Origin of the sequence: Calothrix sp. FACHB-168 (assembly GCF_963889195.1) — a bacterium.
GTDB classification, from domain to species: Bacteria; Cyanobacteriota; Cyanobacteriia; order Cyanobacteriales; family Nostocaceae; genus Aulosira; species Aulosira anomala_A.
In genome coordinates this window covers 92,923-116,979 of sequence record NZ_CAWPNJ010000016.1, presented here as the reverse complement: position 1 = coordinate 116,979, position 24,057 = coordinate 92,923, and the positions used below count along the sequence as shown (strand labels likewise).

The window sequence follows — 24,057 nt, the reverse complement described above, 5'->3', positions numbered from 1 at the left end:
TCGTAGTTACAATCTTGGTCGGGTTGCTCTACCTAGAAGCAAGACTCAATTTTTAGTTTAGTAACTGCTATGTGATTTTCATGAGTAATTACGAATTACCTATTAGTAATTATTGAACTTAGATGGTTTGTCTCAAATTTGCTGACTACTTTTGAGTGTTACCATGAAATTATCCAGACGGACAATGTGTTGTCATCCCTGGACAAAGACTTAACTATCAGTAAACCCATCATGGCATTGTAATATAACAACTGCCACCGAAAATCGTCGGATTATTTAGATTAAATTAATCTATTCATTAGATTAATTTAATCTATGACCTACCGAGCGATTCACATAATGGGGTGTAGAAAAAGCTTGCAGAACCGCCAACCAATTTGGAAAGAGAATGAGCGTTGAGCCAAAACGATGCGCCTTAATTACTACTGAACTGTGGGATACGGCAAAGATTTTGCACACAGCTTTATTGCTACCACAAGCAGCAATTAATCAATTAATTCTGATTTCTCATACTGGCGTTCTCTAAATCAGTCCTTCGTTGTCGGTCATTTGTTTTGGCTGATCACAAATGACAAAGGACAAAGTTGCCATCGCTACTTTGTCAACATGACAAAGCGCAAAGTCTGAGATAAAACTGCCTTAAATCAGACAAGTAGTTCAACTAACTACCTCAACTTTGCCACAAATGACAAACCTTTACCAAGATTTACTATATGACTATCGCGAGTTCTAACGGTTCTAATCGCTCTCAATCACCTCTAATTCCCGATTTAGCAGATGCTATCACACTCAGACCCGATCGCAATACCCATGACGGCCATGAGCCAGAATTGCATCAGCCAAAAGATGAAGATATGGAGCGAATGACCGCCGCCGTGCATCAAATCCTTCTCGGTGTGGGAGAAGATCCAGAACGTGAAGGTCTATTGAAAACCCCCAAGCGGGTAGCAGAGGCGATGCGGTTTCTCACCAGTGGCTATAACCAATCTCTCGAGCAACTCGTCAATGGAGCCATCTTTGATGAAGGCCATAGCGAAATGGTGTTAGTTCGGGATATTAACTTCTTTAGCCTGTGCGAACATCACATGTTACCTTTTATGGGGAGAGCGCATGTTGCTTATATCCCTAACCAAAAAGTTGTGGGATTGAGTAAGCTAGCGCGGATTGTAGAAATGTATTCCCGCCGTCTGCAAGTTCAAGAAAGACTTACCCGCCAAATTGCTGAAGCAGTGCAAACTATCCTCAATCCTCACGGAGTAGCTGTAGTGATGGAAGCTACTCATATGTGCATGGTAATGCGTGGTGTCCAAAAACCAGGTTCTTGGACTGTGACTAGCGCCATGCTGGGTGTCTTCCAAGAAGAACAAAAAACCCGCGAAGAATTCTTAAACTTGATTCGCCACCAAGCAGCATTTTTCTAAAAGATGAAGCCTCAGGGATGAAGAAGGAAGGACAAATTTCACCCCTCAGACTTCATCCTTAAATTGGCAAATAACCTGGCGACTCGATGTAAATCTTTATCTCCTGGTGCGTTTTCTACACCACTAGATAAATCAATGCCGTCAGGTCTGATCATGCTGAGGGCATCTAAAATATTATCTGGCGTCAACCCTCCAGCTAAAAACCAAGGACAACTGGGGCTAAATTGTTGTAACATAGTCCAATCTAAAGTTTGACCAGTACCGCCCAATTGTTGGGGATGATAGGCATCTAGCAGTAATGTATCTATATAATTGCTATATTCTGCCACTTGCTGTAGATGCTCGCGGCTACGCACCCGAAAAGCTTTAATAATTTCTACTCCTGGTAAAGCTTGGCGCAGCTCTAAGCAAAATTCTGGTGATTCGTTCCCGTGCAACTGCACGCTAGTTAAACCAGACTCTAGAACTGTTTGCTCGATCAATGCAATACTGGTGTTAGCAAACACACCAATTTTGTCAATATTTTTTGGTAACGGTGCAATTGCGGCTTGAATTTGCGCTATGGTAACATAGCGCGGCGAAGTTGGCACACAAATAAATCCTAATGCCGTAGCACCAAGAGAAGCGATCGCTAAAGACTGCTGTGGTTGGGTAATACCGCAAATTTTCACTCGCATATTCATTGAGTTATCTCGGATAAATACCTACGGAAAGGTAGATCTTTTGTCCATATTTTTTAGTTTTTTCCTAATAAATTTTATAATCTTGATGGTTTATATGATTTTCCGATTTAGGAGATACAACCTTGAATCCATCAATTTTACTAGCTGCTGCTGCCTCTGTTCCTGCCACACCCGCTTGGAATCCTACCGTCGGAGCTATTATCAGCATCAGCAGCATTATCTCTGTGTTGCTGGCTACCAGAATTAAATATCCTAATGTCGGACCCAAATTTCCTGGTTTACCTATCAGTGCGACCACATTCATCGGTGCAATGGCTTTTGGTCATATTATCGGTGTGGGGATTGTTTTAGGATTGACTAATATTGGTCGCTTATAATTTTTAGGCATAAAAGCGGGACAATCCTGAAAATTTATTCAGGTTGTTTCTTACCTAAATTGATGCGTTGCTACCGTTTTCAGATTAACTTAACGCTAGATATATTCTGATTAACGGATTCTCTAGGCAGAAAACTAGGTGCTTAGAAGTGCTTAGTTTTCTGCCGATTGTGAATATTTAATATTATTCTTCAACTATTAAGTTTTCTGACAGCATCACAAACTATAAAAACTATTTTGTAACAAACCCAGCGAATTGGTTTGAGAATAAAAGTAAAGATAAAACCTTGAAAGGCTTCTTTCGCTGGTTCATAACAGTAATATAAAATCATCAGTAGCGGTAAAAATAGTGCATAAATACAAAAAGCCGGAAATACAGACATATTTCTAGCAATTTGACGCACTTGAATTTCACCGCGAGATAGATTTTCGCTGTCTATTTCATCTAGGCTTTCCATGTATAAAACTGGTAAAAGCATACTGTCTATCTCAAAAATATAGTATTACTAAATCCAGCGTTAACTTAACGCTAACATAATCTGTTTTATGTAAGAGTTCGGCTATTTACAAAAATGATAAAATGGGTAAATAAGCCGATACTTGAATTGTTAAAAGTCACAAAAAAGTACTGATTATTAAGTAGGGGATGCATTTATTTCAGCAGATTTGCCGAACAAGAGAGAAATTTGCTGTAATAAGTGCTGCAACAGTTTTAATAAATTTGATTAGTTTTACTGTCAGTCAAATTTGCAACTTGAGAAATTATGGTTGCTGACTGGGCACTTATCAGATTTATTGATTCTTGAGGAAGAATAAATTTATTTTCTCAAAGTGATTAAATATGATTAATTGTCTATTCTAGAAATGAGAGCATTACCCTCAAGACTTGGTATATCTGAGTTTTTAGCGATCGCTCGCCCATAGGCAAATATTGAGTATAAAAACGTACTTGTATTATTTATATCACTTGGAAATGTAAATATCTACTTTTAGGACAATGTCATGCAAACAAATTGGAAAATCGGATCTTTATTTGGCATTCCACTATTTTTAGATCCTTTGTGGTTCGTAATTTTAGGGTTAGCCACCCTCAACTTTGGGGTAGCTTATGAAGCATGGGGAAGCGTTTTAGCTTGGAGTGCGGGAATGGTAATGGCACTGCTGCTATTTGCTTCAGTGTTATTACACGAACTTGGTCATAGTTTAGCAGCGCGATCGCAAGGAATTCGAGTTAATTCCATTACCTTATTTTTATTCGGTGGAATTGCCGCGATAGAAGAAGAATCGAAAACTCCGTTTAAAGCATTTCAAGTAGCGATCGCGGGGCCTTTGGTAAGTATTGGGTTGTTTTTTATCCTGCGGGTGCTATCTTACGTCTTACCAGAAACTAGCCCCATTAGCGTCATGGTGAGCGATTTAGCGAGAATTAACTTAGTTGTCGCCTTATTTAACTTAATTCCCGGCTTACCCCTAGATGGCGGACAAGTCCTCAAAGCTGCATTATGGAAAATTACAGGCGATCGCTTTCAAGCGGTACACTTAGCAGCAAGGGCGGGACAAATTTTAGGTTATGGAGCGATCGCGTTAGGTTTTGCTATAGACTTTTTTACCAGAGAACTAGCCTTAGGTTTGTGGATTGTCTTGATAGGTTGGTTTGGAATTCGCAACGCCAACACCTACGACAGCGTCACCACATTACAAGAAACTCTGTTAAAAGTCCCAGCTAGCGATGCAATGACTCGCGATTTTCGCGTAGTTGACGCCGAGCAAACATTGCGTTCCTTTGCTGATTCCTATTTATTAGATAGTAATGCGCCACCAATTTATTTTGCAGCTGCTGATGGACGTTATCGCGGCATGGTTGCCATTGATGATTTACGCTTAGTAGAAAGAAGCTCCTGGGAAACCCAAACTCTTCAAAGTATCGTGCATCCTTTATCAGAAATACCTACAGTAGCCGAAGCTACTGTTTTAGCAGAAGTAATTAATAAAATGGAGAATGAACAGTTACCAAGGATTACCGTACTTTCTCCTGCTGGTGCAGTAGCTGGCGTCATCGATCGCGGAGATATTGTTAGAACAATAGCGCAAAAACTTAACTTGCGAATTGGTGATGCAGAAATTAAACGCATCAAAGAAGATGGTAATTATCCATCGGGTTTGCAATTAGGCGCAATTGCCAAATCAACTACAAATTAATCTCTGATACCAATTCTGGATGAATTTGCACTTCACTGATTACCTCTCTGTTTCTTGGCGCACTTGGCGTCTTCTCTGGGAGACGCTACGCTTTGGCGGAAGCCTCTCCCAGAGAAGGCGGTTCATTAATAAATATTAAGTGCATCTTTATCAAGGATTGGTATCAGTTGATGGAAAATATCTTTAGCCATTTGTAAAATTGACATTCAATAGACAATCAAAAGCAGTGCGATCGCAGGCAGTAGATAATTATATGGGTAACCCAACATCAAAGCGGCTTTGTTGGCTTACCCAACCTACAATTATCTTTCATTGAACTGTTTCAGTCTATAAGCGAAAGTTAACTAAAGTAAAATTGAATTTTTAAATTTTATTATTGTTACAATAAATACTTTAAATTTGCTGAATATCAGCTATTTTGGCTTTGTTAGCTACTATATATAGATTTGTGATTTCTAAGTCTAGTATAGATTGTCTTTTATCTACTGACTGCCAGTTGCTCGCCATTTTAGGGATAAGTAAGTTAAAATATATCATCCTGAAGATGGATGATTTTTGCAAAAATTTAATTATTTATATTGCACATTCTGAAAAAATATTATAAATTATTAACATATAGGGGAATAAAATAATTTTGTAGTTTCAAAAACTAAATCCTGCTTAATACAGATACTGTAACTAGTGAAATTTTTAAGTTAAATCTTAAACGTTACTAGGAATATATTTTTTATTGTCACATCAGGGTTTCGAGAAAGAAAAACTTGATTAACAATTGCCAAATATATTTTGCGTAACTGCCATAAAAGTAATATTATTGCTGGAGGTGAAAGATAAAAATTTGTCATTCACCAACACGATCGTTGCTGATAAAGCTTATTAACTGTCAGTCAATCTGCAAAACAAATTTGGCAGTTACAGATATTTTTTAAAGTTCATTATTTATTCCCAAATTCTATTTGCTATTAAAAAATCGTCTTTGTTACGATCGCAATAGCAGCATATATCAGAACGCATCTACCACAAATGTACAGTCCTTATGGAGTTATTCTGGCGATGCAACTAAACGAATTGGTAATATCTGAAAATATACAAGAAGAAGCTTGGCAAGCCTTAGAAAAGTCGATTATCTATTATCAAGGTCGTCCTGTTGGGACTTTGGCCGCATACGATTCTTCTGTAGAGGCGCTAAATTACGACCAATGCTTTATCCGAGATTTTGTATCTTCGGCGCTGATTTTTTTGATTAAGGGGAAAACAGAAATTGTCCGCAATTTTCTGGAAGAAACCTTAAAGTTACAGCCTAAAGAAAGGGCTTTAGATGCATATAAGCCAGGAAGAGGTTTAATTCCGGCTAGCTTTAAAGTTGTCTCTGTGAATGGAGAGGAATATTTAGAAGCAGATTTTGGCGAACACGCGATCGCCCGCGTCACACCTGTGGATTCCTGTCTCTGGTGGATTATTTTATTGCGTGCTTATGTTGTCGCTACCAAAGATTTTTCCCTAGCTTATCAACCTGAATTCCAAACCGGTATCAGGTTAATTATGGAAATCTGCTTGGCGAATCGCTTTGATATGTACCCAACGCTATTAGTTCCAGATGGCGCATGTATGATTGACCGTCGCTTGGGTATATATGGTCATCCCCTAGAAATTCAAGTTTTATTCTACACGGCTTTGCGTGCTGCTCGTGAATTACTAATTTGTCAAGGTAATCAAGATATTGTAGCCGCAATTGATAATCGCTTACCGCTTTTATGCGGTCATATTCGTCAACATTATTGGATAGATATTAATCGACTGAATGCAATTTACCGTTTTAAAAGTGAAGAGTATGGTAAAGGTGCAGTCAATTTATTCAATATATATGTAGACTCACTTCCTTATTATGAATTAGACAAATGGTTGCCAAGAAAAGGTGGTTATTTAGCTGGTAATGTAGGCCCTTCCCAACTAGATACGCGCTTCTTTTCTCTTGGTAATTTGATGGCGATTGTTTCTGACTTAGCAACTGACGAACAGTCCCAAGCAATTATGACTCTGATTACCGAACGTTGGGAAGATTTGGTTGGAGATATGCCAATGAAAATCTGTTTTCCAGCCTTAGAACATGAAGAGTATAGAATTGTCACAGGCTGCGATCCTAAAAATATTCCTTGGTCATATCATAATGCTGGTAGCTGGCCTGTGTTGATGTGGATGTTGGCTGCTGCTGCGGTAAAAACTAACAATCTAGAGTTAGGTAAAAAAGCGATTGAAATTGCTCAATCACGCTTGAGTGAAGATGAATGGCCAGAATATTACGATGGTAAAAAAGGTAGATTAATTGGTAAGCAAGCTAGGAAATATCAAACCTGGTCAATTACTGGTTTCTTATTAGCAAAAGAACTGATAGCTAACCCCAGCTATTTACGACTGGTGAGTTTTGATGAATTATCACCAGAATCAATTTCTCGTGCTTGTGAGTTTGAAATTAGCAGTATCGATCCATATCTTCCTAGATAGAAGTAAGGTTTTCTTGCTTAGGTAGAATAAATAAGCTTTTCAAAGCTCCTGTATATCAGGGGCTTTTATTTTAAAAAAACCGCCCAGACTGAGAGAGTAAAAATTTTGACGATCGCTTTGGGGTGATTTCTGCTCTTGGCGGCAATTCCTATGTCACGATGATTAATTGAATCGCTATCACATTTTTACTATTTCCATGATAAACCCGCGTCAAATAGCATTTTTAGCCCTGCGAGATGTTCACAAAGGGGCTTATGCTGATGTTGCTCTTGATAAAGTGCTGCAAAAAGTTAAGTTACAAGATAGCGATCGCCGTTTAGTTACAGAATTAGTTTATGGTAGCGTCAGAAGACAACGCACCCTTGACGCCTTAATTGACCAATTTGGCAAAAAGAAAGCCCATCAACAACCAAAAGACTTGCGCACGATTCTGCATCTTGGCTTTTACCAACTGTGCTATCAAGAACGTATTCCCGCTTCTGCGGCGGTAAATACTACAGTTCAACTAGCTAAGGAAAACGGCTTTCCCGGATTAACCGGTTTTGTCAATGGGATGTTGCGTCAATATATTAGACAAGCAGGGAAAAATGGGGAAATACCCTTACAATTACCAGAAAATCCGGCGGAACGTTTAGGGATTTTACACAGCTTTCCAGATTGGATAATTCAAGTTTGGCTAGAACAACTGAGTTTTACGGAAACAGAACAGTTATGTGAATGGATGAATCAATCACCCACCATTGATTTACGTATCAACCCGCTACGCACTTCGATTGATATGGTAGAACAGGCGTTAAAATCGGCCGATGTGTTAGTTAAGCGTCTGCCTCATTTACCCCAGGCTTTACGCTTAATTAGTAACAGTGGCGCGATTCAAAATTTACCCGGTTTTCGTGAGGGTTGGTGGGTTGTTCAAGATAGTAGCGCCCAATTAGTTAGTCATTTGCTTGACCCCCAACCAGGTGAGGTGATAATTGATGCTTGTGCTGCACCTGGGGGGAAAACTACTCACATTGCTGAATTGATGGGGGATAAAGGAAAAGTTTGGGCTTGCGATCGCACTGCTTCCCGATTGCGCAAACTCCAAGAAAATGCACGGCGCTTAAATTTACAATCGATAGAAATTTGTACTGGAGACAGTCGCGAGTTCTCACAATTTACTCATACCGCAGATCGGGTTTTACTCGATGCACCCTGTTCTGGCTTAGGAACTCTCCACCGTCATGCTGATGCGCGTTGGCGACAAACACCAGAAACAGTCCAGCAACTTTCTCAACTGCAAAAAGAATTAATATCACACACGGCAACTTTTGTCAAGACTGGCGGAGTTTTAGTCTACGCTACTTGTACTCTACACCCAGCAGAAAACGAAGCGGTAATTTCTCAGTTTTTAGCTGAGTCTCCCGACTGGAAAATAGAACCGCCGAGTGCAGAGTCACCAATATTTGCCTATTCTACCCCCCAAGGCTGGTGCAAAGTCTGGCCGCAGCGACATAATATGGATGGCTTTTTTCTGGCTCGCTTAAGAAAAACTAATGATTCCGGGTGATTACTGTAACGAGACTGTAGGATTTGATCGGGGTTAAAATCTCCCAGAGGATGCAGCATGGTTACTGATTCCAATGTGAAAAACTTAGTGAAAATCCTGATCGGTGCAGCCTGGATTGACGGTGTAATCCAGCCGGAAGAAAGACAATACCTGCGGGAAATAGCCCAAGCCAAAGGTTTAGCTACCGATCCGGAAATCAAGCCTTGGTTGTACGAATTAGTTCCGGTACAGCCAAAAGAGTGTTATAGCTGGGTGCAAGAATATTTAGGCGATCGCCCAAGTATTGAAGATTGCGTCAGCTTAATTGAAGCGATTAGTGGTTTAATTTACAGCGACGGCGATGTAGCGATCGAAGAAGCGCGACTACTGACAAAATTACAGGAGATTACCAAAGCTAGCGAGTCAACCCAAGCAGCCCACACTACTTTACTCAAACAAATTCAAAAGCTTTATCGGCGTTGGGTTGAAGTGCAAAACTAACTGAGATATATGATTGTTGAGTTAATCAGACGCGGTTGATCGCGCCTGTGGAAGAGTTTAAAATTTGCTAATTTAATTCAGCTTTTTCACTGCTTATGACTTCGGTTCGCCCAGACCCGGAGTTTCTTCTTTTTTCACTTGGGGAACAAAGTCAGGACGTTCTTTGCTTTCCCAACCGGGGGGACGCTTAGAATTATACCAAGCGATAGAACCGATGGTAACAGCAGCAATAAAACCAAATACATAAACAAAGGTAAAAGCAAACGGAAAATGGGGCCCCTTTACCGCCTGTGCTGCTGTCTGCATAAATAAAAGCATGAGTATATTCTCCTAGCTTAGGTAACGCTACTTAACAGACTATAAAATGAGCGTAACACCTAACATCCCCCATGAGTTTGAATCACTAGTCATTAGTCGTTAGTCATTGGTCATTAGTTATATTAATCCGCGTTTTGATACGTAATTAAGATTCTCGTAGGGGCGGGGTTTCCCCGCCCTTGTGTGAGTTTCAATGTTACGTTTTAGATTGCAGTTTAGTATCAACCGTCAACCGTCAACCGTCAAAAATTACTTACTGCGATGAAGATGGTCTAAGTCTTTCCCGCCAAGAAGGTTGTGATGGGGATGAATTACCCGAACTACCGGATGAACTACCACCGGATGAACTACCACTGGATGATGAAGACGATCGCCTAGATCTGCGAGGTGTGGAAGGCTCAGATGATTCTACGCGCCTGCGCCGTCTGGAGCGAGATTCGGAAGAATCGCTGTTATTGTTATTGCTAGATTCTTCGCTGCGATAGCGCCGCCGTCTCCGAGATGAAGATGAAGATGTGTCATTATCTTGCTGTTGGTAATAACGTCTGCGGCGTCTGGGCGTTTCTTGTTGTTGTTGGTCTTCTTGAGAATATCTGCGCCGTCTTCTTGATGAACTTTCTTCGTTATTATTGTCCTCGTCGTCATCTGAGGATATGGCTTTATTGACAATTCGTCCTGGTTTTATGGGTTTAGCTTTAATGGTAGCTTTACGACCTTCGAGTTTAGGACGTGCCGGAAACTTTTCTACTGGCATATCTTTGACAGCTTCTTCCATAAATTCGTGCCAGGTGTAAGCCGCACTACCACTACTACCCCAGGTAGGGCGATTGTTATCATTTCCTAACCAAACTCCAGTTACCAATTGGGGAATGTAACCAATAAACCATAAATCGCGGGCTTCGTCGGAGGTACCAGTTTTGCCTGCAACTTGTCTATTATTTAATTGGGCAGCAGCGCCCGTACCAGCTTCCACCACATTGCGGAGCATCCAAGTCATAATTGCGGCACTATCAGCATCAAGCACCCGCTTGGAGGCGAAATTTGCTGACCAAATTACTTCACCTTGGCGGTTGAGGATACGGCGAATACCATGTACTTCTGTGTGTAAGCCTTGGGTGGCAAAACTACCGTAGGCGCTAGTTATTTCTAGCAAATTTACTTCATTTGAGCCTAAAGCTAGGGAATATGTGGGCTTCAGTTGAGATTTAATGCCCATTTCTTGGGCAAGCTTAATTGTTGGCTCAAATCCCACATCAATTAAGGCTTTGACGGCAATGATATTAATAGAACTGGTGAGCGCATCGCGCATTGTCATCCAACCGCGAAATTTTTCGCTGTAGTTTTTGGGTTCGTAGCCATCGACTACAAGGGGTGCATCGAGGTAGCTTTGATAGGGACTTTTACCAGATGCGATCGCTGTTGCATAAACAAAGCTTTTAAAAGTCGAGCCTGGTTGGCGTTGGGCTTGTGTCACCCGGTTAAACTGGTTCTTACCAAAGTCTTTACCCCCAACCATCGCCTGAATTTCCCCATTGCGGGGATCGATGGCTACCATTGCGGCTTGTTTAAAGTTTTCCCAGCGTCCCTGATTTCTCAGTGTTTTGGCTACGGCTTCCTCTGCAAATTTCTGCCAAGTTGGGTTTAAAGTGGTTTCTACTACCAAACCCCCACCAGCTAACACATCAGCAGAAACATACTTAGGCAATTCTTGTTGAATAAAGGTAGTAAAGTAGGGAAATTCTACTTGCAGTCGCTTCGGTAAACTGCTGTTGAGGGTAAGGGTTTCTTGGCTGGCAGCTTCCCTTTCAGAGGCATTTATTATACCATCTTCCTGCATTCTTTGCAACACCAAATTCCGCCGAGCTTTGGCGGCTTGGGGATTTCTGTCTGGAGCATACAGGCTAGGGGCTGGCGCTAAACCGGCAATGGTCGCCATTTCTGGTAATGTCAGTTGATCTACGGATTTACTAAAGTAGACCCATGCAGCATCAGCTACACCATAAGCCCCAGATCCCAAATACACCAAATTCAAATAACGCTCAAGAATTTGGTCTTTTGTTAATTCTTGCTCCATCTTTTGCGCTAACCGCACTTCTTTAAGCTTGCGCCAGATAGTTTTTTCTTGTTTGATAAATAAAATCCGGGCTAGTTGTTGGGTAATGGTGCTACCGCCTTCTACAACATTTTGCGATCGCAAATTATTCCAAACAGCTCTAACTATACCTTGGGGATCGACGCCATTATGTTGCTGAAATCGCCGATCTTCGGAAGCAATGAAAGCTTGTTTTAACTTATCTGGTATTTGCTCTAGTTTGATCTGGTCTCTAGCAGCTTCCCCTTGCTGTTGTAAGATACTACCGTCTACCGCTTTAATTGTCAAAGTTTGTTCGCGGACAACAGCATTTAACTCTGATTTATCTGGTAGAGTCCGGTCTATGCTAGCAATTCCATAATTAAATGCAACGATCCCACCACCGATACTTAAGCTTCCCCAAAACCACAAGCGACGATAAAAGGGTTTTTCTTTGGTGGATAGTTTAGCAATTACTCCAGATGAGACTTTTTGCATCTGGCTAAGTACTTGCTTTCCTTTGTCCAGCTTTGTTGGTGGTAAGTTCTCATTTATAGATTCTTCTGGGACAGATTCTTCATTTTCGAGATGATTACCAGATGACAATTGTGGTTGCTCCTTGTCAGATGCACTTAAATCAGTTGTTCCTTGCTTGAACCAGGAGGTAAGTTTCCTCACGTTAGTTTCTCGCTCAAATGTAGTTGCTATCTAACCACCAGTATGGTTGGGGTTAGTGTATCGCCTTTGTGTTAGTATAATATCCCATAAATAAACAAGTGAATTTAGTAAAATACAATGTTTTTTTGGAATTCTTTAGATTTGATCCCGTAAATATTAATACAAAAATTTATGAATTTTCACAGCTAAAATACTGTGATTAGCAACTAAAAAATATGCCGCTAGGTATAAGCAAAAAGACAAGTAGCATATCTGAAACAGACAAACTCACCACAGATGCGATCGCAGCGATCGCCCTTGGGAGTAATATTGGCGATTCACAAGAAATCTTAGAAGCGGCGATCGCGACTTTAGCCAACACTCCAGGTATTTTTCTCCAGGCAAAATCACACTGGTATCAAACCGCAGCCATCGGCCCGCCACAACCAGATTACTTAAACGGCTGCGCCCTAATCAAAATATTCATGCTCCCGCATCTGTTATTAGAAACATTATTAGCAATCGAACAAAAATTTGGGCGTGTACGTCAAGAGCGGTGGGGCCCCCGTACCCTAGATTTAGATTTGCTGTTATATGATGACTTAATTATTGATACACCCACCCTGCAAATCCCCCATCCGCGAATGCGGGAGCGGGCGTTTGTTCTGGTTCCCTTGGCAGAAATTGCACCTAATTGGGTAGAGCCAGTATCCGGATGTGTTATTAAAGATTTGGTTAAAGAGGTTAACTGTTCTGATGTACATTTATTGATGGGCAGTTAAAATTACACCCCATAAACGCAGGAAACCTAGGCCTAACAAGCCTGAGAGTTGGCCTGTGTATCTAAAGACACTCAATTATACTATGCCACTAGGTAGAGAATTACCACAGCTGCTAAGACAACGTTTGTTCTATAAAGGACGCAAGTTTAACTTTGAAGTTAATCGCTTGCGCTTACCTAACAAAGCCGAGGGCGAATGGGAATGTATTCGTCACCCCGGTGGTGCGCTAGCTGTGCCTGTGACAGCCGATGGTAAGCTGATACTGCTGCGTCAGTACCGCTTTGCAATTCAAGGAAGAATCATCGAATTTCCCGCCGGTACTCTAGAACTCAATGAAGATCCCCTAGAAGCAGTACAGCGAGAACTTCAAGAAGAAACCGGTTATCGTGCCCAAAAGTGGGATAAATTAGGAGAGTTTTTCCTCGCTCCTGGATATTCTGACGAAATCCTCTATGCATTTCTGGCGCGAGATTTAGAAAAGTTAGAAACACCGCCAGCAAAAGAAGAAGACGAAGATATCGAAATTCTTTATTACACTCCCGAAGAACTGGAGAAAGCCTTTATCGATGGCGAACCAGTAGATGCGAAAACGATTTCTAGCTTTTTGTTAGCTCGTCCTTTCTTAACCTAAAGTGTTGATATGCTCATCGAATTAGCAATTGGCGACGCCTACGGTGCAGGCTTTGAATACGCTAATGAAGTGAGCGTCTATAACGATTTGAGTCGATACGTATCACATCCGCGTCATCGACTCATACCGGGTAGCTATACAGATGATACCCAAATGAGTATTGCGATCGCTGAAGTTATAGTATCCCTAGCACCGTGGACACCAGAAGTATTAGCACAGAGTTTCGTTACTTGCTTTAAACGCGATCGCCGAGAAGGTTACGCTAGTGGATTTTACCATTTTCTTCTCGAAATTCAAGATGGCAGCGAGTTTTTAGCCAAAATTCGCCCACATAGTGACAAAAGCGGTGCGGCAATGCGTGCAGGGCCAATTGGGATTTTCTCCACACCCGAAAAAGTCATCGAAGCCGCAACCATTCAAGCCGCTATTACCCACAATACACCAGATGGCATTAACGCCGCCGTTGCCGCCGCCTTAATGACGCACTATTTTATTTATAAACTCGGGCCGAAACGCAAATTAGGACAGTTTATTGAAAGCTATGTACTATCTGGCGAATGGTCAAAACCGTGGGAAGGTAAAGTTAAATCTAAAGGCTGGATGAGCGTCAGAGCAGCCATTACCGCAGTCATTCGCAACGATAGCATGAGCGAACTATTGCAAGATTGTATCGCCTTTACCGGCGATGTCGATACAGTTGCCACTATTGCCTTAGCGGCTGCTTCTTGCAGTCAAGAAATTGCTCAAGATATCCCTGCACATCTAGTTACAGGGTTAGAAAATGGAACCTACGGTAGAGATTATCTCATCGAATTAGACAAACAATTGATGAGTTTAGTAGGTAAAATATAAAGCCGATATCTATTGCGCTCTAACTCTTAAAACCCACATAACCAAGTAGACATTTCTCACCTAAAATCAAACATCTTAAGACAACATCTCATTAACTCATAGCTCATTCTCCGCGTACCTCCGCGCTTACCTTAGCGATACTTTGCGTTTAAATTTCAACTATCCATTCACAACGATTGAACCCTTATTAATAATTGCTATAATCACAATTACCAATGTTGCATTAATGTTGACAATAAAATGAACAGCTTACCGACAAATAACATATTTTTTATTTTAGGAATTATCTTTATCTTTATTGCTGTACTAGGACAAACTAAACTAGGTTTTGCCGAAATTAATCCCGGTTGTTTTGGCAGAATTTTAGCCTTATTTATAGGGTTATTCAGTTTAGCAATTGCGCTAGGTTTGGGAACCCCTTCTTTAGAAAGCCTAAATTTATTGATTCAATATCTCACTAATCAACTGCAAAACCTGGGCGGATTTGCTAATGATTTATTAGGCTCTTAAGCAAATAAGAGCAATTCAAAATTCAAAATTCAAAATTAAGAAACCAGACAGAATGAGAATTTGAAAAACCCAACAAACCCCTGGAAATGTTGGGTTTCACTTCGTACCCTTCGGGAAGCAAGCTACAACCCAACCTAAAATTATGCTTCACTGAACCTGATTGCATTCTAGAGGGTATGGCAGTGCCATACCCCTACAATTTTTCTCAAATTAATATACAGATGAAACCCCTTACTAATGACAAATGACTAATGACTAATGACAAAAAATTTTGTTAGTAATAAGCTCCTACCAAGCTATAAGTTAAACTAGCTAATACTATCAACGTGATAATTACATAAGCAAATTCTCTTCGCCAGATAAAAGTAAATAAAGAAATTACTACACGCAAAACAGGAATAGCTATTAATAACAGCAACCCTAGCTGAATAATACCGCGCCGGCTACCTGCTAAAACAGCATTAATCACACCTAATGGCGAACAAAACTCCGCAGGTTCTCCTTGAAAAAATTTATAGTTGACAGGTTCAGAACCATGCCGCATTAAGTAGAGAATTCCCCCTATAAATACCACAGTACTCGCTAGCAAAACGCCATATCTTAGCAAGTTGCTCAAGATGGTTTCTAGCGATAGTTCACCAAATGTTTTTGTAGAATTCTTTTTATGCTCAATTTCACTCACATGAGGTAACTTAACTACTATATTGGCTTGAGACTTTGGTAATTGTTCGATATCAGCATCTAAATCTTTTGATGGAAAAGCTATAGCTAATACTTCAGTATCGGGCTGTGGAGATGAGAGTGACTGAAAATTACCATCAAATTTATACATTTTACAGTCCTCCTATGACATTGTTGTAGACCATCTTCACAGCCATGATGACTAGTACTAGACTAAATACTAGGCGCAAAGTTTGCGTTTTAGTACCTAACAGCACTCTAGCACCCAAAAAAGCACCAGGTAATACTCCTAACATTACTGGCATTGATAATCCTGGATCGATGTAACCTCTGGCAAGGTAAACTCCAGCTGAAGCTGCTGCTGTGACACCAATCATAAAGTTGCTAGTGGTAGTAGAAACTTTAAAAGGTAAACGCATGGCTTGATCCATTGCTAATACCTTAAACCCCCCAGAACCAATACCCAGCAACCCAGAAAGCACTCCTGCTACTACCATGACGCTAAATCCTGCGGGAAGGGAATGAACTTGGTAAGACATCAACCCTTCTGAGGTGGGATAAGTGCTATTGAGTTGCAGATAATTAGCTAAAGGATCGGTTGGTTCGTTTTCAATTCTTTCAAGTCTTGGTCGTTGGGAAAGATATGCTGAATAAATTAGGACGATCGCTAATACAATAGTTAAGGCTTTGACAGACACAAAGGTAGCAATTAACGCCCCAACTATAGCGCCTATTGTTGTCGCAACTTCTAAAAACATGCCTAAACGTAAATTTGCATAGCCTTTTTTAATATAAGTAGACGCCGCACCCAAGGAAGTTGCGATTACAGATACTAGTGAAGCTCCAACAGCATAGCGAATATCAACACCAAAGACTGAAGTTAGTAAGGGAACTATGACAACACCCCCACCTAAACCAGTTAATGCACCAAGGAATCCGGCGATAAATGAACCTATCCAAACTAATAAGGAAAATTCCAGGATATTCAAATTTCATACCTCTTGCTTCGATATATATCAATGTACGATGAGATGTTTTTGTATATTGGTGAATTTACGTTGCATGTGAATTAAATCTGTTAACTCTTGTCATTTTGTCAATAATTAACTGGATGTGAATATTTATCCTTAATACAAGGCAAATAACAGAGAGAAAGAAGATTTTAGTAAACTTTACTTTTCGTAATATAGTTATTTAAAAATCTTAATTTTGCACATCTAAAAACTCTTAGATGAGCGGAGCTTTGTTAAATTCACATTAGACGTAATTTCAGCATTGGTTTATATAAATGATAATTGAACTATGGATTTCTGACAGGCTGATGCCAGATAAATATTATGCGGAGATAACATTTTAGTTTTCTGATACTTCTAGCAGCAGCCGATAAATTTTGAGCATCAGCTAAAAACAAGCGATCGCATTTAATTATTCAGTATATTTACCAGCTTTAGAGAGCCACTTTCTAACAAAATAAAAGCGCCTAATCCCATCAGGACAAAAGGCATAATATTATGTCCATAGCTGGCGAGAAGATCTGCGATCGCTCTATTATGAGTTAGTTTATACGCGGTATAGCACAAGCATCCCACCAGCAGAAAAAATACCGTTAAAATTACTAGTAAGCTTTCTGGGTTACTACTGGCAAATAAAGGAACATAAATGCTGATATTATCTGTACCATTAGCAAAAGTCACAGCCGCTACACTGTAAGTTTGGATGTTCAGAAATTTAGTTAAAAGTGAGTGGCGCGATTGTTGAATTTCTGTCTCTTCATCTTCATCATCATCTTCTGATTGTTTAATTAAAGCACGAATTCCTATCACTATTGGCACTATTCCAAATAGACCAATCCAAGGGCGGGGAATAATCAAACCGCCAAAGAAACCGGGAAGGCTAGCGATAATTAGGGCTGTAAAACCGAGATATTGACCAGCAATAATATGCCACCGTCGGAACGTCGCATTTGCTTGTGAGAAAAACAATGTCAGCATCAGCATATCATCAATATTGGTAGCACTGAAAGCAGCGATGCCGGTGTTAATTGCTGTGACTAAACCACTCATATCAATTTGGGATTTTGGATTTTAGATTTTGGATTTTGGATTGAAACTATAGAACCAAAGCAAGTCTGAAGAGATGTTGTTAAGGGACTTTTCTATCGTTAAATCTGGCGTGAATTTTTTCGACTTCTTGACGCATACCCACAATTAAGTTGGGAGAACGCAACCTTTTAATGTTGAACCATCCACAGGTAACAACTAGATACAGCAAGAAGATATAGGGAAAGGTATCATAAGGCGCTTCGGGAACCGGGAAAAGTGTGCTACCGGGAATTCCCACGCTTCCCAATACAGGAATCATCATGAATCCTATTCCCAAAATAGAAAAGACTATATCTCGCAGGCGCAATTGGCGAATGTGGTACAAGTAAACTGGCGCAGCAATGGAGATGAGAATATACACTGTTAAAAATCCATAGCTACAGATAGCACCCAAATAGCCCATACTCTCAAATAATTTGATTTGAAACACAGACATGACAGCAGGTACTAGAAATGTGAGTAAAGAACACATAGTCACTGCTACATGGGGTGTTTTGTTGGATGAATGCGCTGTACCTAAAGAAGAATGGAACAAACCATGACGCGCCATTAAAAAGAAGATTCTCGCTGCTGGGTTAATACTCCCCAGAATGCAAGCAAAGAAGCTAAGTAATGCACCTAAAGCTACTAATTCTCCTAAAAAACCCACTCCTACTTGTTGCGATAAAAAGCCTAGCGGTTCCTCCGTCGTGGTAATTGCAATTCCCGTATCTCTAAATCCCAGTACCTCTATATAGGTAGTTGCAATATAGAAAAGTCCTGCAAGTATCACGCTACCTTTGACAGCTTTGGGAATGGTTCCTAAGGGGTTTTTTGCTTCATCACCCAAGGATGTTGCACTTTCAAAGCCAGAAAAAGCAAACATCACTAAGACTAATCCTGTGGCTACGCTACCTGGAGTTGTTCCAGTTAAAGTCAATTGAGACATATCTAGCGCAAAGCCTTTATGTGCCCAGATGATGATGCATAAGATAGCAATTAATAAAATTGATAGAGCCTCTATCAATAGCATTGCTACGGCGGAAATTTGAATATCTTTATAAGCTGCATACCAGGAAATTCCTGCACCGATTGCTAAGAGGGTAATACTAGAGGGATGGATACCTAAATGGCCGATTAACATCCCACTAAAGTTAGCAAAACCGCAGAGTACTGACATCCCAGTCAATAAATAGGCTAAGACTAGACTCCAACCACAAATTACACCAGCCGTCGGGCCTAAACCTTTTGTGATGTACGAATAGAGGGAACCAGGAGACGCAGAACGGCTAGCAAATTGATTGATATTAATGCTGACAAATAATAGCCCAATTAGCCCAATTAAAAAGCTTAACCAAGTGCCATTCCCTGAAAGTGCAACTATCAAACCAATGTTAGATGCAGGTATGGTTGTAGGTGCAATGACAGCAAAAGATTGCGCTAAAACTTCTGTGAAAGAAAGACAATCTGGCTTTAAGCCATGAACACTGCGATGGGATGATATTTCCTGTTTCATATTGCTGCTTTGGCGAGGGAATAGTACATATTTCGGGGGGATTAGGGGTGTTTTTAATATTGCCTAAATCAAAATATCCCTATCAAGTAACCCCAAAGTTTGAGCATAATTTTCTGCTATATATCTCAACTCAACAACCTCTATCTTTGGTTGTATTTCTGACGATAGTGGTCATACTACCCCATGTATTTTCTGCAATCAAGTATCAGTAAAAAATAATTTTTAAATTTTGGTTAAAGAATGATTATTTACGATAACTTTATCGAGATTATGTAAATTATTTTTTTAGAAATAAATTATTAATTGATACATCAACTATTAAGATAAAACTAATACCCTATAAGATCGTGGGATTGTGGGGCAATTGATTGGCGACGATATTGGGATCAAGTAAATGTGGGAATTTAGCTGGCAATGGGCATTGTTACTACTTAAATATCAGAAGTATAAAACTCTATTAAAAGGCTAATGTTGTCAAGTAAGAGTTGAAATGGTAGGTTAAAATTAATCGATATTCTGAAAAAATCTGAGGTATTGTAGAAGGAGTTTTCAGAATAAATAAAATTGTTTTTTTGTTACAAAGATGACAATTTATTGAGATATACCTCAACAGCAATTTGTAAAAAGTAGGACATATAAGATGAAAACCTGCAAATATTTTTTGATGCTAGCGCTGTTACTAGTAAATTTAGTTATTGCGCCACCTTCATTTGCCGATCGCCCGAAATTTACGAAAAATCCTGATTATGTAGCGCTGACGAAAGAAATGGAGCGGTTGCAAACTGTGAAAAAGACACAATCTCAATTAGAGGGTTATACACCAGAACAAATTGATCAAGCTATTGATGAGTTAACTTTAGAAAAATATGTGTTTGAATCGGGAGTGGATTGGGGACAATGCACCAATGAAACAGGTAAAACTATTGGTGTATACGGGCCAGAACCAGGACTTGATGATGATGAATACTCCGAAGGATCTGCATTATATTTTTTAGCTAATGGACAAACAACTGAAGATCGATGGAATTGCAAGGGAATTTATCTACCAAATGATGTGAAGGTAACTGCTTTGAGTCAAGATGGACAAACTCAAGAAGTCGCTGGTGGTGTTGCAATTAAGATTCCAATTGGCGCTAACTTAGTTTTGAGAGCAAATCCCGATACTGGGGTGCTGGAATTTAATCAAGCTGGGACAAAAATTGTCAAGTCTGGTGATGTGAACTGGTTTATTCCCAATGTATCTCAAGCAATTGTAGATGCTAGGGTCACTAATGCACCTACTAACAAGGCGTGAAGTACCCACAGACAGGGAAGAGAAAGGGGACAAGGAAGACAAGGGAGACAAGGGGGATTAGTTTGTAGCGAGGTTATATTAACTGTAGACATCGTCTCGTTTAACAATATCATGGCATCGCCTGACAATACGATTGTAGGGGCATGGCAATACCCATTGGTGTCAACTTAATGCGAAACCCGCTTTGTAGCAAGGTTTTTGCCCTCACCCCCATCCCCTCTCCCAGTGGGAGAGGGGAGCAAGAGATTTAATTCCCCTTCTCCTGGGGGAGAAGGGGTTAGGGGATGAGGGCGAAAGTTTTTGTACAACACGCGCCGTATATAGCTTTTAGCTTAAGTTGACACGTATGGGCAATGCCATGCCCCCTTAGCGCATCCATAATTAACGCGAAATAGGCTGTATTTGGCATCAAAATGCGAAAATTGCGAAATAGCCTAAATTTTTTGCTGAAAATACGCCAGCTTTATCATTTACACATATTCAGTATTCATTTTTATATTTTTAGTAAACAAAAAAGCATTTCGCTTTCTCATGTATCTCAATCAAGTACTCATTTTCCTATTTTAAGTAAGCAAAAAGCCATTTCACCTTCTCGTTAAGCCTTAATGAGTTCTCATTATTGTGTTTTCCGCAAGTAAAATACTATTTCACCTACTCATTAAGCCTTTTCGCTTACTCGTTTCGGTAAATCACGCACTCATTTTAGTGTTTTCCGCAGATGAAAAAGTATACTGCTTACTCATTTAGGTAAATCGCGTACTTATTTTGGTGTTTTCCGCAGATAAAAAAGTATATTGCTGGCTCAAAATTGGCGATGTTTGACAATAAATTGCTGTGTAGCTAGGCTTTATTGTTTTTAGCAATCGCATTTGTTCTTAGGGAACTCCAAAAAATAAATTATCCCAAATTGTAGGGGCGGGAAAACCCCAACCCTACGAGTTGCAGGTGTGGTAAGTTAATAATTGGGATATTATGCCTAAAGCGCTTGGTGAGATTTTACAATAGAGCGATCGCTCTATGGTACGCGCAAAGGTCTAACTTGCTTCTGTAAGTGCGGGCGCAAATTACCCTCGTATTCTGATAAAGTTGTGGGTTGATACACAGCTATATGCAAGGCTTTATCAGCAGTGGTGTTAAGAAATACCGTAATCCCCCGTTCAGGATATACCCATTCACTAGTAGGAATGCTGAGAGTACCGTAATGCCAATCAAGGCGGGTGGCTGGTTCGCCTAAGTCTTGCTGTAGGGGCGCAAAACCGCCAGCTAAATCGGGATTCATGGCATCAAACATAATTAATTGATTATGGCGAAAGCTTGCCATTGGGCGATAATAACCTGGTAATTCTAATAAAACAAATGTTGCTTGGTTAAAATTGCTACCTAATGGTCTAACTGGGCGATCGCTTAAATCTGTGGGAATATTAGCAAATAAATCTTGGGCTGTGCATTCTGCTGGTAACCCACGCCAGCCGAGGAAATTTCTGGTTTCAATACTCTGGCGAATGCTTTCACAGTTGTTTGCCATAATTATCTTTCCTTTGGTTTGTGCAATCTGTGTATTGGCGATCGCGGGATTTAATATTTCCTGGCGTTGAGTTTCTTTGATTGCGCTGCTACAAGCAAAATTAATGGTATATACCAATATTAACCAAGCTATCCAGACCCAATATCCACGATAGCGCAAGGTTATTTGTCTCCTATTAATTTAACTTGGCCTTGGAAATAAGCAGCTTGGGCATTGCGAATCCCAACAATTGATACTACCTGTTCGGCTTGGGCAATGGATGGATAAACGCCAGGATTGATTGTGGGTGCAGTGGCTTTAGCATCATAATAAGGCCCTTCGACTTTCTGCCGCAGAGGATTTGTAATTTTCACTGTTTTGCGCACATTTTCTGTAAAGAAATCACAAAAGCCTTCGATTAAGGTGTTGTAGCGGACATCATCGCCTTTATTTTTAAACTTCTGGGCGTAATTTTGATAATCTTTATTTGCTAGGGAATGAATATACTCATGAATGCATGTATGGAATAATTCCCACAACTGCGCCCGATTCTTTTCATCTGTAGCTTGTTTATAGCGTTGGAGATAAACTACGCCTTCAAGTTGCGCACCTTCCCAACCGATATCTAAATCTAACATTGTCTGGACTTTAGCTGCGCTATCAACAAAGCTTTCGACTATCGGCTTGAGAATCGCTGATTCTTTGGTATCTGAGGGTACGGCTGAATGATCGGCGTTAATCTTGGAACAGTTGGAGACAATGAGATAGTTAACTTTGTCTGTAGCTTTTTGTTTTTTCTCTCCTGGTGATAAAGCACTATTACGGGCAACTTCATCTTCCCATTGGTCAACAAAGTTACCTGATGCTTGTGTCATTTTTGGCCCTGTAGCATAGGAACTGTAGAGATTATCGGTAACATCTTTCGATGCTTCTGCTGTGCTTTCTAACACATTCCAATCATGGAAGTTTTTCTTAGGATCGGCTCTGAGAGGTTCTTTATCTTCAAACAAGTCTTTATGTAAAAATTTAATCACCTTGGTTAGGCGATCGCGAATTTCATCGCCATATTTTTTCCCACCGACTTCTTCTTGAAAAGTTGCTGATTTACCGCCAACTCCTTGGGCGGGTTTCAGCGCATCATTCACAGCTTTGCGATCGCGGTTATTTAAGTTACGAATGCCTTTTTTGGGATCTGCTGGATCGAAGACAGCATTATCTATATAAGGTTGACGGGTATCGAATTTAGCATTCATCGCCGCGATCGTTGCTTGATCGAATACACCGGTTTCAGGAATTGCGGCATCATGCTGAAATTCTTTGAGGGCGGTTTGAGTTTCCTTCCCAAAGATGCCATCTACACCATATTTTGGCAGTTTATATCCCATGTCAATTAATGCTTGCTGCATTTTGACAACTTGAATATTATTACTACCTTTATTAATAGTTTCCGTGCCGTCGGAAATTTTTTCTAATTTGCGATCGCCTTCAAAGCGCGCGGAGTAATCTTTGTTAACTTTTTTGGTAGCATCATTATCCGTTGCGCGCTGAATTGTGGCAACATTACTCATCAGTGGATTTACTACCCCATTTGTCGCTTCGCCCTGGGGACGATGCAAAGGTATGCGACTGAAGTCGCGATTGAAAGTGCTTGGTTTAATAGTTGATAAAGATTCTTCCCCAGACGACTGCGCTTGTTGGTGATGGGAATCTGCAATTGCTGTTTGGATCGTGTTATTTGTCAGCGAACCAAAGCCACGCACCGGGTTTGCCAAAGTGGGAGTATGTGGCGAAACAAGAGATGGATTAGCAGAACTCGATGTATTTACTTTCTGAGCAGCAAACATCCGTCGCCTAGCGACTTTTCGATCGACATCACCCATCTTACCGTTCCTCCATCGATGGCTAAAGTCGTGGTTTATACTGAGATTTTTAGCATTCTCTGATATTAAA

22 protein-coding genes are annotated in these 24,057 nt (G+C 40.4%); 12 read left to right on the top strand and 10 right to left on the bottom strand.

What is annotated here, in order from left to right; translation table 11 throughout:
• Positions 1-388: 388 nt before the first annotated feature.
• Positions 389-526, top strand: a complete 138-nt coding sequence (locus AACW45_RS09240) for a hypothetical protein (protein WP_190551933.1) — start codon at positions 389-391, stop codon at positions 524-526.
• A gap of 187 nt (positions 527-713) precedes the next feature.
• On the top strand, positions 714-1,421 hold the full coding sequence (gene folE, locus AACW45_RS09235; RefSeq protein WP_190632708.1) for a GTP cyclohydrolase I FolE: 708 nt from the start codon (positions 714-716) through the stop codon (positions 1,419-1,421).
• 38 nt (positions 1,422-1,459) lie between these two features.
• Here folE and AACW45_RS09230 read toward each other — a convergent pair whose 3' ends face one another.
• The gene (locus AACW45_RS09230; RefSeq protein WP_190632754.1) at positions 1,460-2,098 is read right to left on the bottom strand and encodes a phosphoribosylanthranilate isomerase; all 639 of its coding nucleotides are present in this window, start codon (positions 2,096-2,098) and stop codon (positions 1,460-1,462) included.
• A gap of 128 nt (positions 2,099-2,226) precedes the next feature.
• On the opposite strand from AACW45_RS09230, the gene psaK reads away from it, so the two are divergent.
• A complete protein-coding gene (gene psaK / locus AACW45_RS09225; RefSeq protein ID WP_096643669.1) occupies positions 2,227-2,481 on the top strand; it encodes a photosystem I reaction center subunit PsaK in 255 nt (84 codons plus the stop codon).
• A gap of 190 nt (positions 2,482-2,671) precedes the next feature.
• On the opposite strand, the gene AACW45_RS09220 is transcribed toward psaK, so the two are convergent.
• Positions 2,672-2,959 (bottom strand): hypothetical protein, encoded by a 288-nt coding sequence (locus AACW45_RS09220; RefSeq protein ID WP_190632707.1) that lies wholly within the window; start codon positions 2,957-2,959, stop codon positions 2,672-2,674.
• Between the two features lie 523 nt (positions 2,960-3,482).
• Here AACW45_RS09220 and AACW45_RS09215 point away from each other — a divergent pair.
• The 4 genes from AACW45_RS09215 (at position 3,483) to AACW45_RS09200 (ending at position 9,210) form a co-directional block, all read left to right on the top strand.
• Positions 3,483-4,679, top strand: a complete 1,197-nt coding sequence (locus AACW45_RS09215) for a site-2 protease family protein (RefSeq protein ID WP_190632706.1) — start codon at positions 3,483-3,485, stop codon at positions 4,677-4,679.
• 1,053 nt (positions 4,680-5,732) lie between these two features.
• The gene (locus AACW45_RS09210) at positions 5,733-7,181 is read left to right on the top strand and encodes a glycoside hydrolase 100 family protein (RefSeq protein ID WP_190632705.1); all 1,449 of its coding nucleotides are present in this window, start codon (positions 5,733-5,735) and stop codon (positions 7,179-7,181) included.
• Positions 7,182-7,377: 196 nt separating this feature from the next.
• Complete coding sequence (locus AACW45_RS09205; RefSeq protein WP_190632704.1) at positions 7,378-8,730, top strand: 16S rRNA (cytosine(967)-C(5))-methyltransferase; 1,353 nt, start codon at positions 7,378-7,380, stop codon at positions 8,728-8,730.
• Positions 8,731-8,787: 57 nt separating this feature from the next.
• Complete coding sequence (locus AACW45_RS09200) at positions 8,788-9,210, top strand: tellurite resistance TerB family protein (protein ID WP_190632703.1); 423 nt, start codon at positions 8,788-8,790, stop codon at positions 9,208-9,210.
• Between the two features lie 93 nt (positions 9,211-9,303).
• On the opposite strand, the gene psb35 is transcribed toward AACW45_RS09200, so the two are convergent.
• Entirely contained in the window at positions 9,304-9,528 is a 225-nt protein-coding gene (gene psb35, locus AACW45_RS09195; protein ID WP_190632702.1) for a photosystem II assembly protein Psb35, read from the bottom strand.
• Positions 9,529-9,781: 253 nt separating this feature from the next.
• Complete coding sequence (locus AACW45_RS09190) at positions 9,782-12,277, bottom strand: transglycosylase domain-containing protein (protein WP_190632701.1); 2,496 nt, start codon at positions 12,275-12,277, stop codon at positions 9,782-9,784.
• A 215-nt stretch (positions 12,278-12,492) separates the two neighbouring features.
• On the opposite strand from AACW45_RS09190, the gene folK reads away from it, so the two are divergent.
• The 4 genes from folK (at position 12,493) to AACW45_RS09170 (ending at position 15,031) form a co-directional block, all read left to right on the top strand.
• Positions 12,493-13,038, top strand: coding sequence for a 2-amino-4-hydroxy-6-hydroxymethyldihydropteridine diphosphokinase (folK, locus tag AACW45_RS09185; protein WP_096643643.1), 546 nt, complete (start codon positions 12,493-12,495; stop codon positions 13,036-13,038).
• An 82-nt stretch (positions 13,039-13,120) separates the two neighbouring features.
• Entirely contained in the window at positions 13,121-13,669 is a 549-nt protein-coding gene (locus AACW45_RS09180; RefSeq protein ID WP_190547089.1) for an NUDIX hydrolase, read from the top strand.
• A gap of 9 nt (positions 13,670-13,678) precedes the next feature.
• Entirely contained in the window at positions 13,679-14,521 is an 843-nt protein-coding gene (locus AACW45_RS09175) for an ADP-ribosylglycohydrolase family protein (protein ID WP_190632700.1), read from the top strand.
• A 240-nt stretch (positions 14,522-14,761) separates the two neighbouring features.
• Positions 14,762-15,031 carry a hypothetical protein gene (locus AACW45_RS09170; protein ID WP_190632699.1) on the top strand — a complete coding sequence of 90 codons (270 nt, stop codon included), beginning with the start codon at positions 14,762-14,764 and terminating at the stop codon, positions 15,029-15,031.
• A gap of 274 nt (positions 15,032-15,305) precedes the next feature.
• Here the strand turns inward: AACW45_RS09170 and AACW45_RS09165 are convergent, their stop codons facing one another.
• From AACW45_RS09165 to AACW45_RS09150, 4 genes are all read right to left on the bottom strand, one after another.
• Entirely contained in the window at positions 15,306-15,863 is a 558-nt protein-coding gene (locus AACW45_RS09165; RefSeq protein ID WP_190632698.1) for a DUF1634 domain-containing protein, read from the bottom strand.
• Position 15,864: 1 nt separating this feature from the next.
• On the bottom strand, positions 15,865-16,701 hold the full coding sequence (locus AACW45_RS09160) for a sulfite exporter TauE/SafE family protein (protein WP_190632697.1): 837 nt from the start codon (positions 16,699-16,701) through the stop codon (positions 15,865-15,867).
• Positions 16,702-17,133: 432 nt separating this feature from the next.
• Complete coding sequence (locus tag AACW45_RS09155; protein WP_190632696.1) at positions 17,134-17,775, bottom strand: cadmium resistance transporter; 642 nt, start codon at positions 17,773-17,775, stop codon at positions 17,134-17,136.
• Between the two features lie 79 nt (positions 17,776-17,854).
• Positions 17,855-19,309, bottom strand: a complete 1,455-nt coding sequence (locus AACW45_RS09150) for an APC family permease (RefSeq protein ID WP_190632695.1) — start codon at positions 19,307-19,309, stop codon at positions 17,855-17,857.
• A gap of 640 nt (positions 19,310-19,949) precedes the next feature.
• On the opposite strand from AACW45_RS09150, the gene AACW45_RS09145 reads away from it, so the two are divergent.
• Positions 19,950-20,603 (top strand): hypothetical protein, encoded by a 654-nt coding sequence (locus AACW45_RS09145; RefSeq protein ID WP_190632694.1) that lies wholly within the window; start codon positions 19,950-19,952, stop codon positions 20,601-20,603.
• Between the two features lie 1,015 nt (positions 20,604-21,618).
• Here the strand turns inward: AACW45_RS09145 and AACW45_RS09140 are convergent.
• Both AACW45_RS09140 and AACW45_RS09135 read right to left on the bottom strand, forming a co-directional pair.
• Positions 21,619-22,287 (bottom strand): hypothetical protein, encoded by a 669-nt coding sequence (locus tag AACW45_RS09140; RefSeq protein ID WP_190632693.1) that lies wholly within the window; start codon positions 22,285-22,287, stop codon positions 21,619-21,621.
• Positions 22,288-22,289: 2 nt separating this feature from the next.
• Entirely contained in the window at positions 22,290-23,987 is a 1,698-nt protein-coding gene (locus AACW45_RS09135) for a peptidoglycan-binding domain-containing protein (protein ID WP_190632692.1), read from the bottom strand.
• Positions 23,988-24,057: the final 70 nt, after the last annotated feature.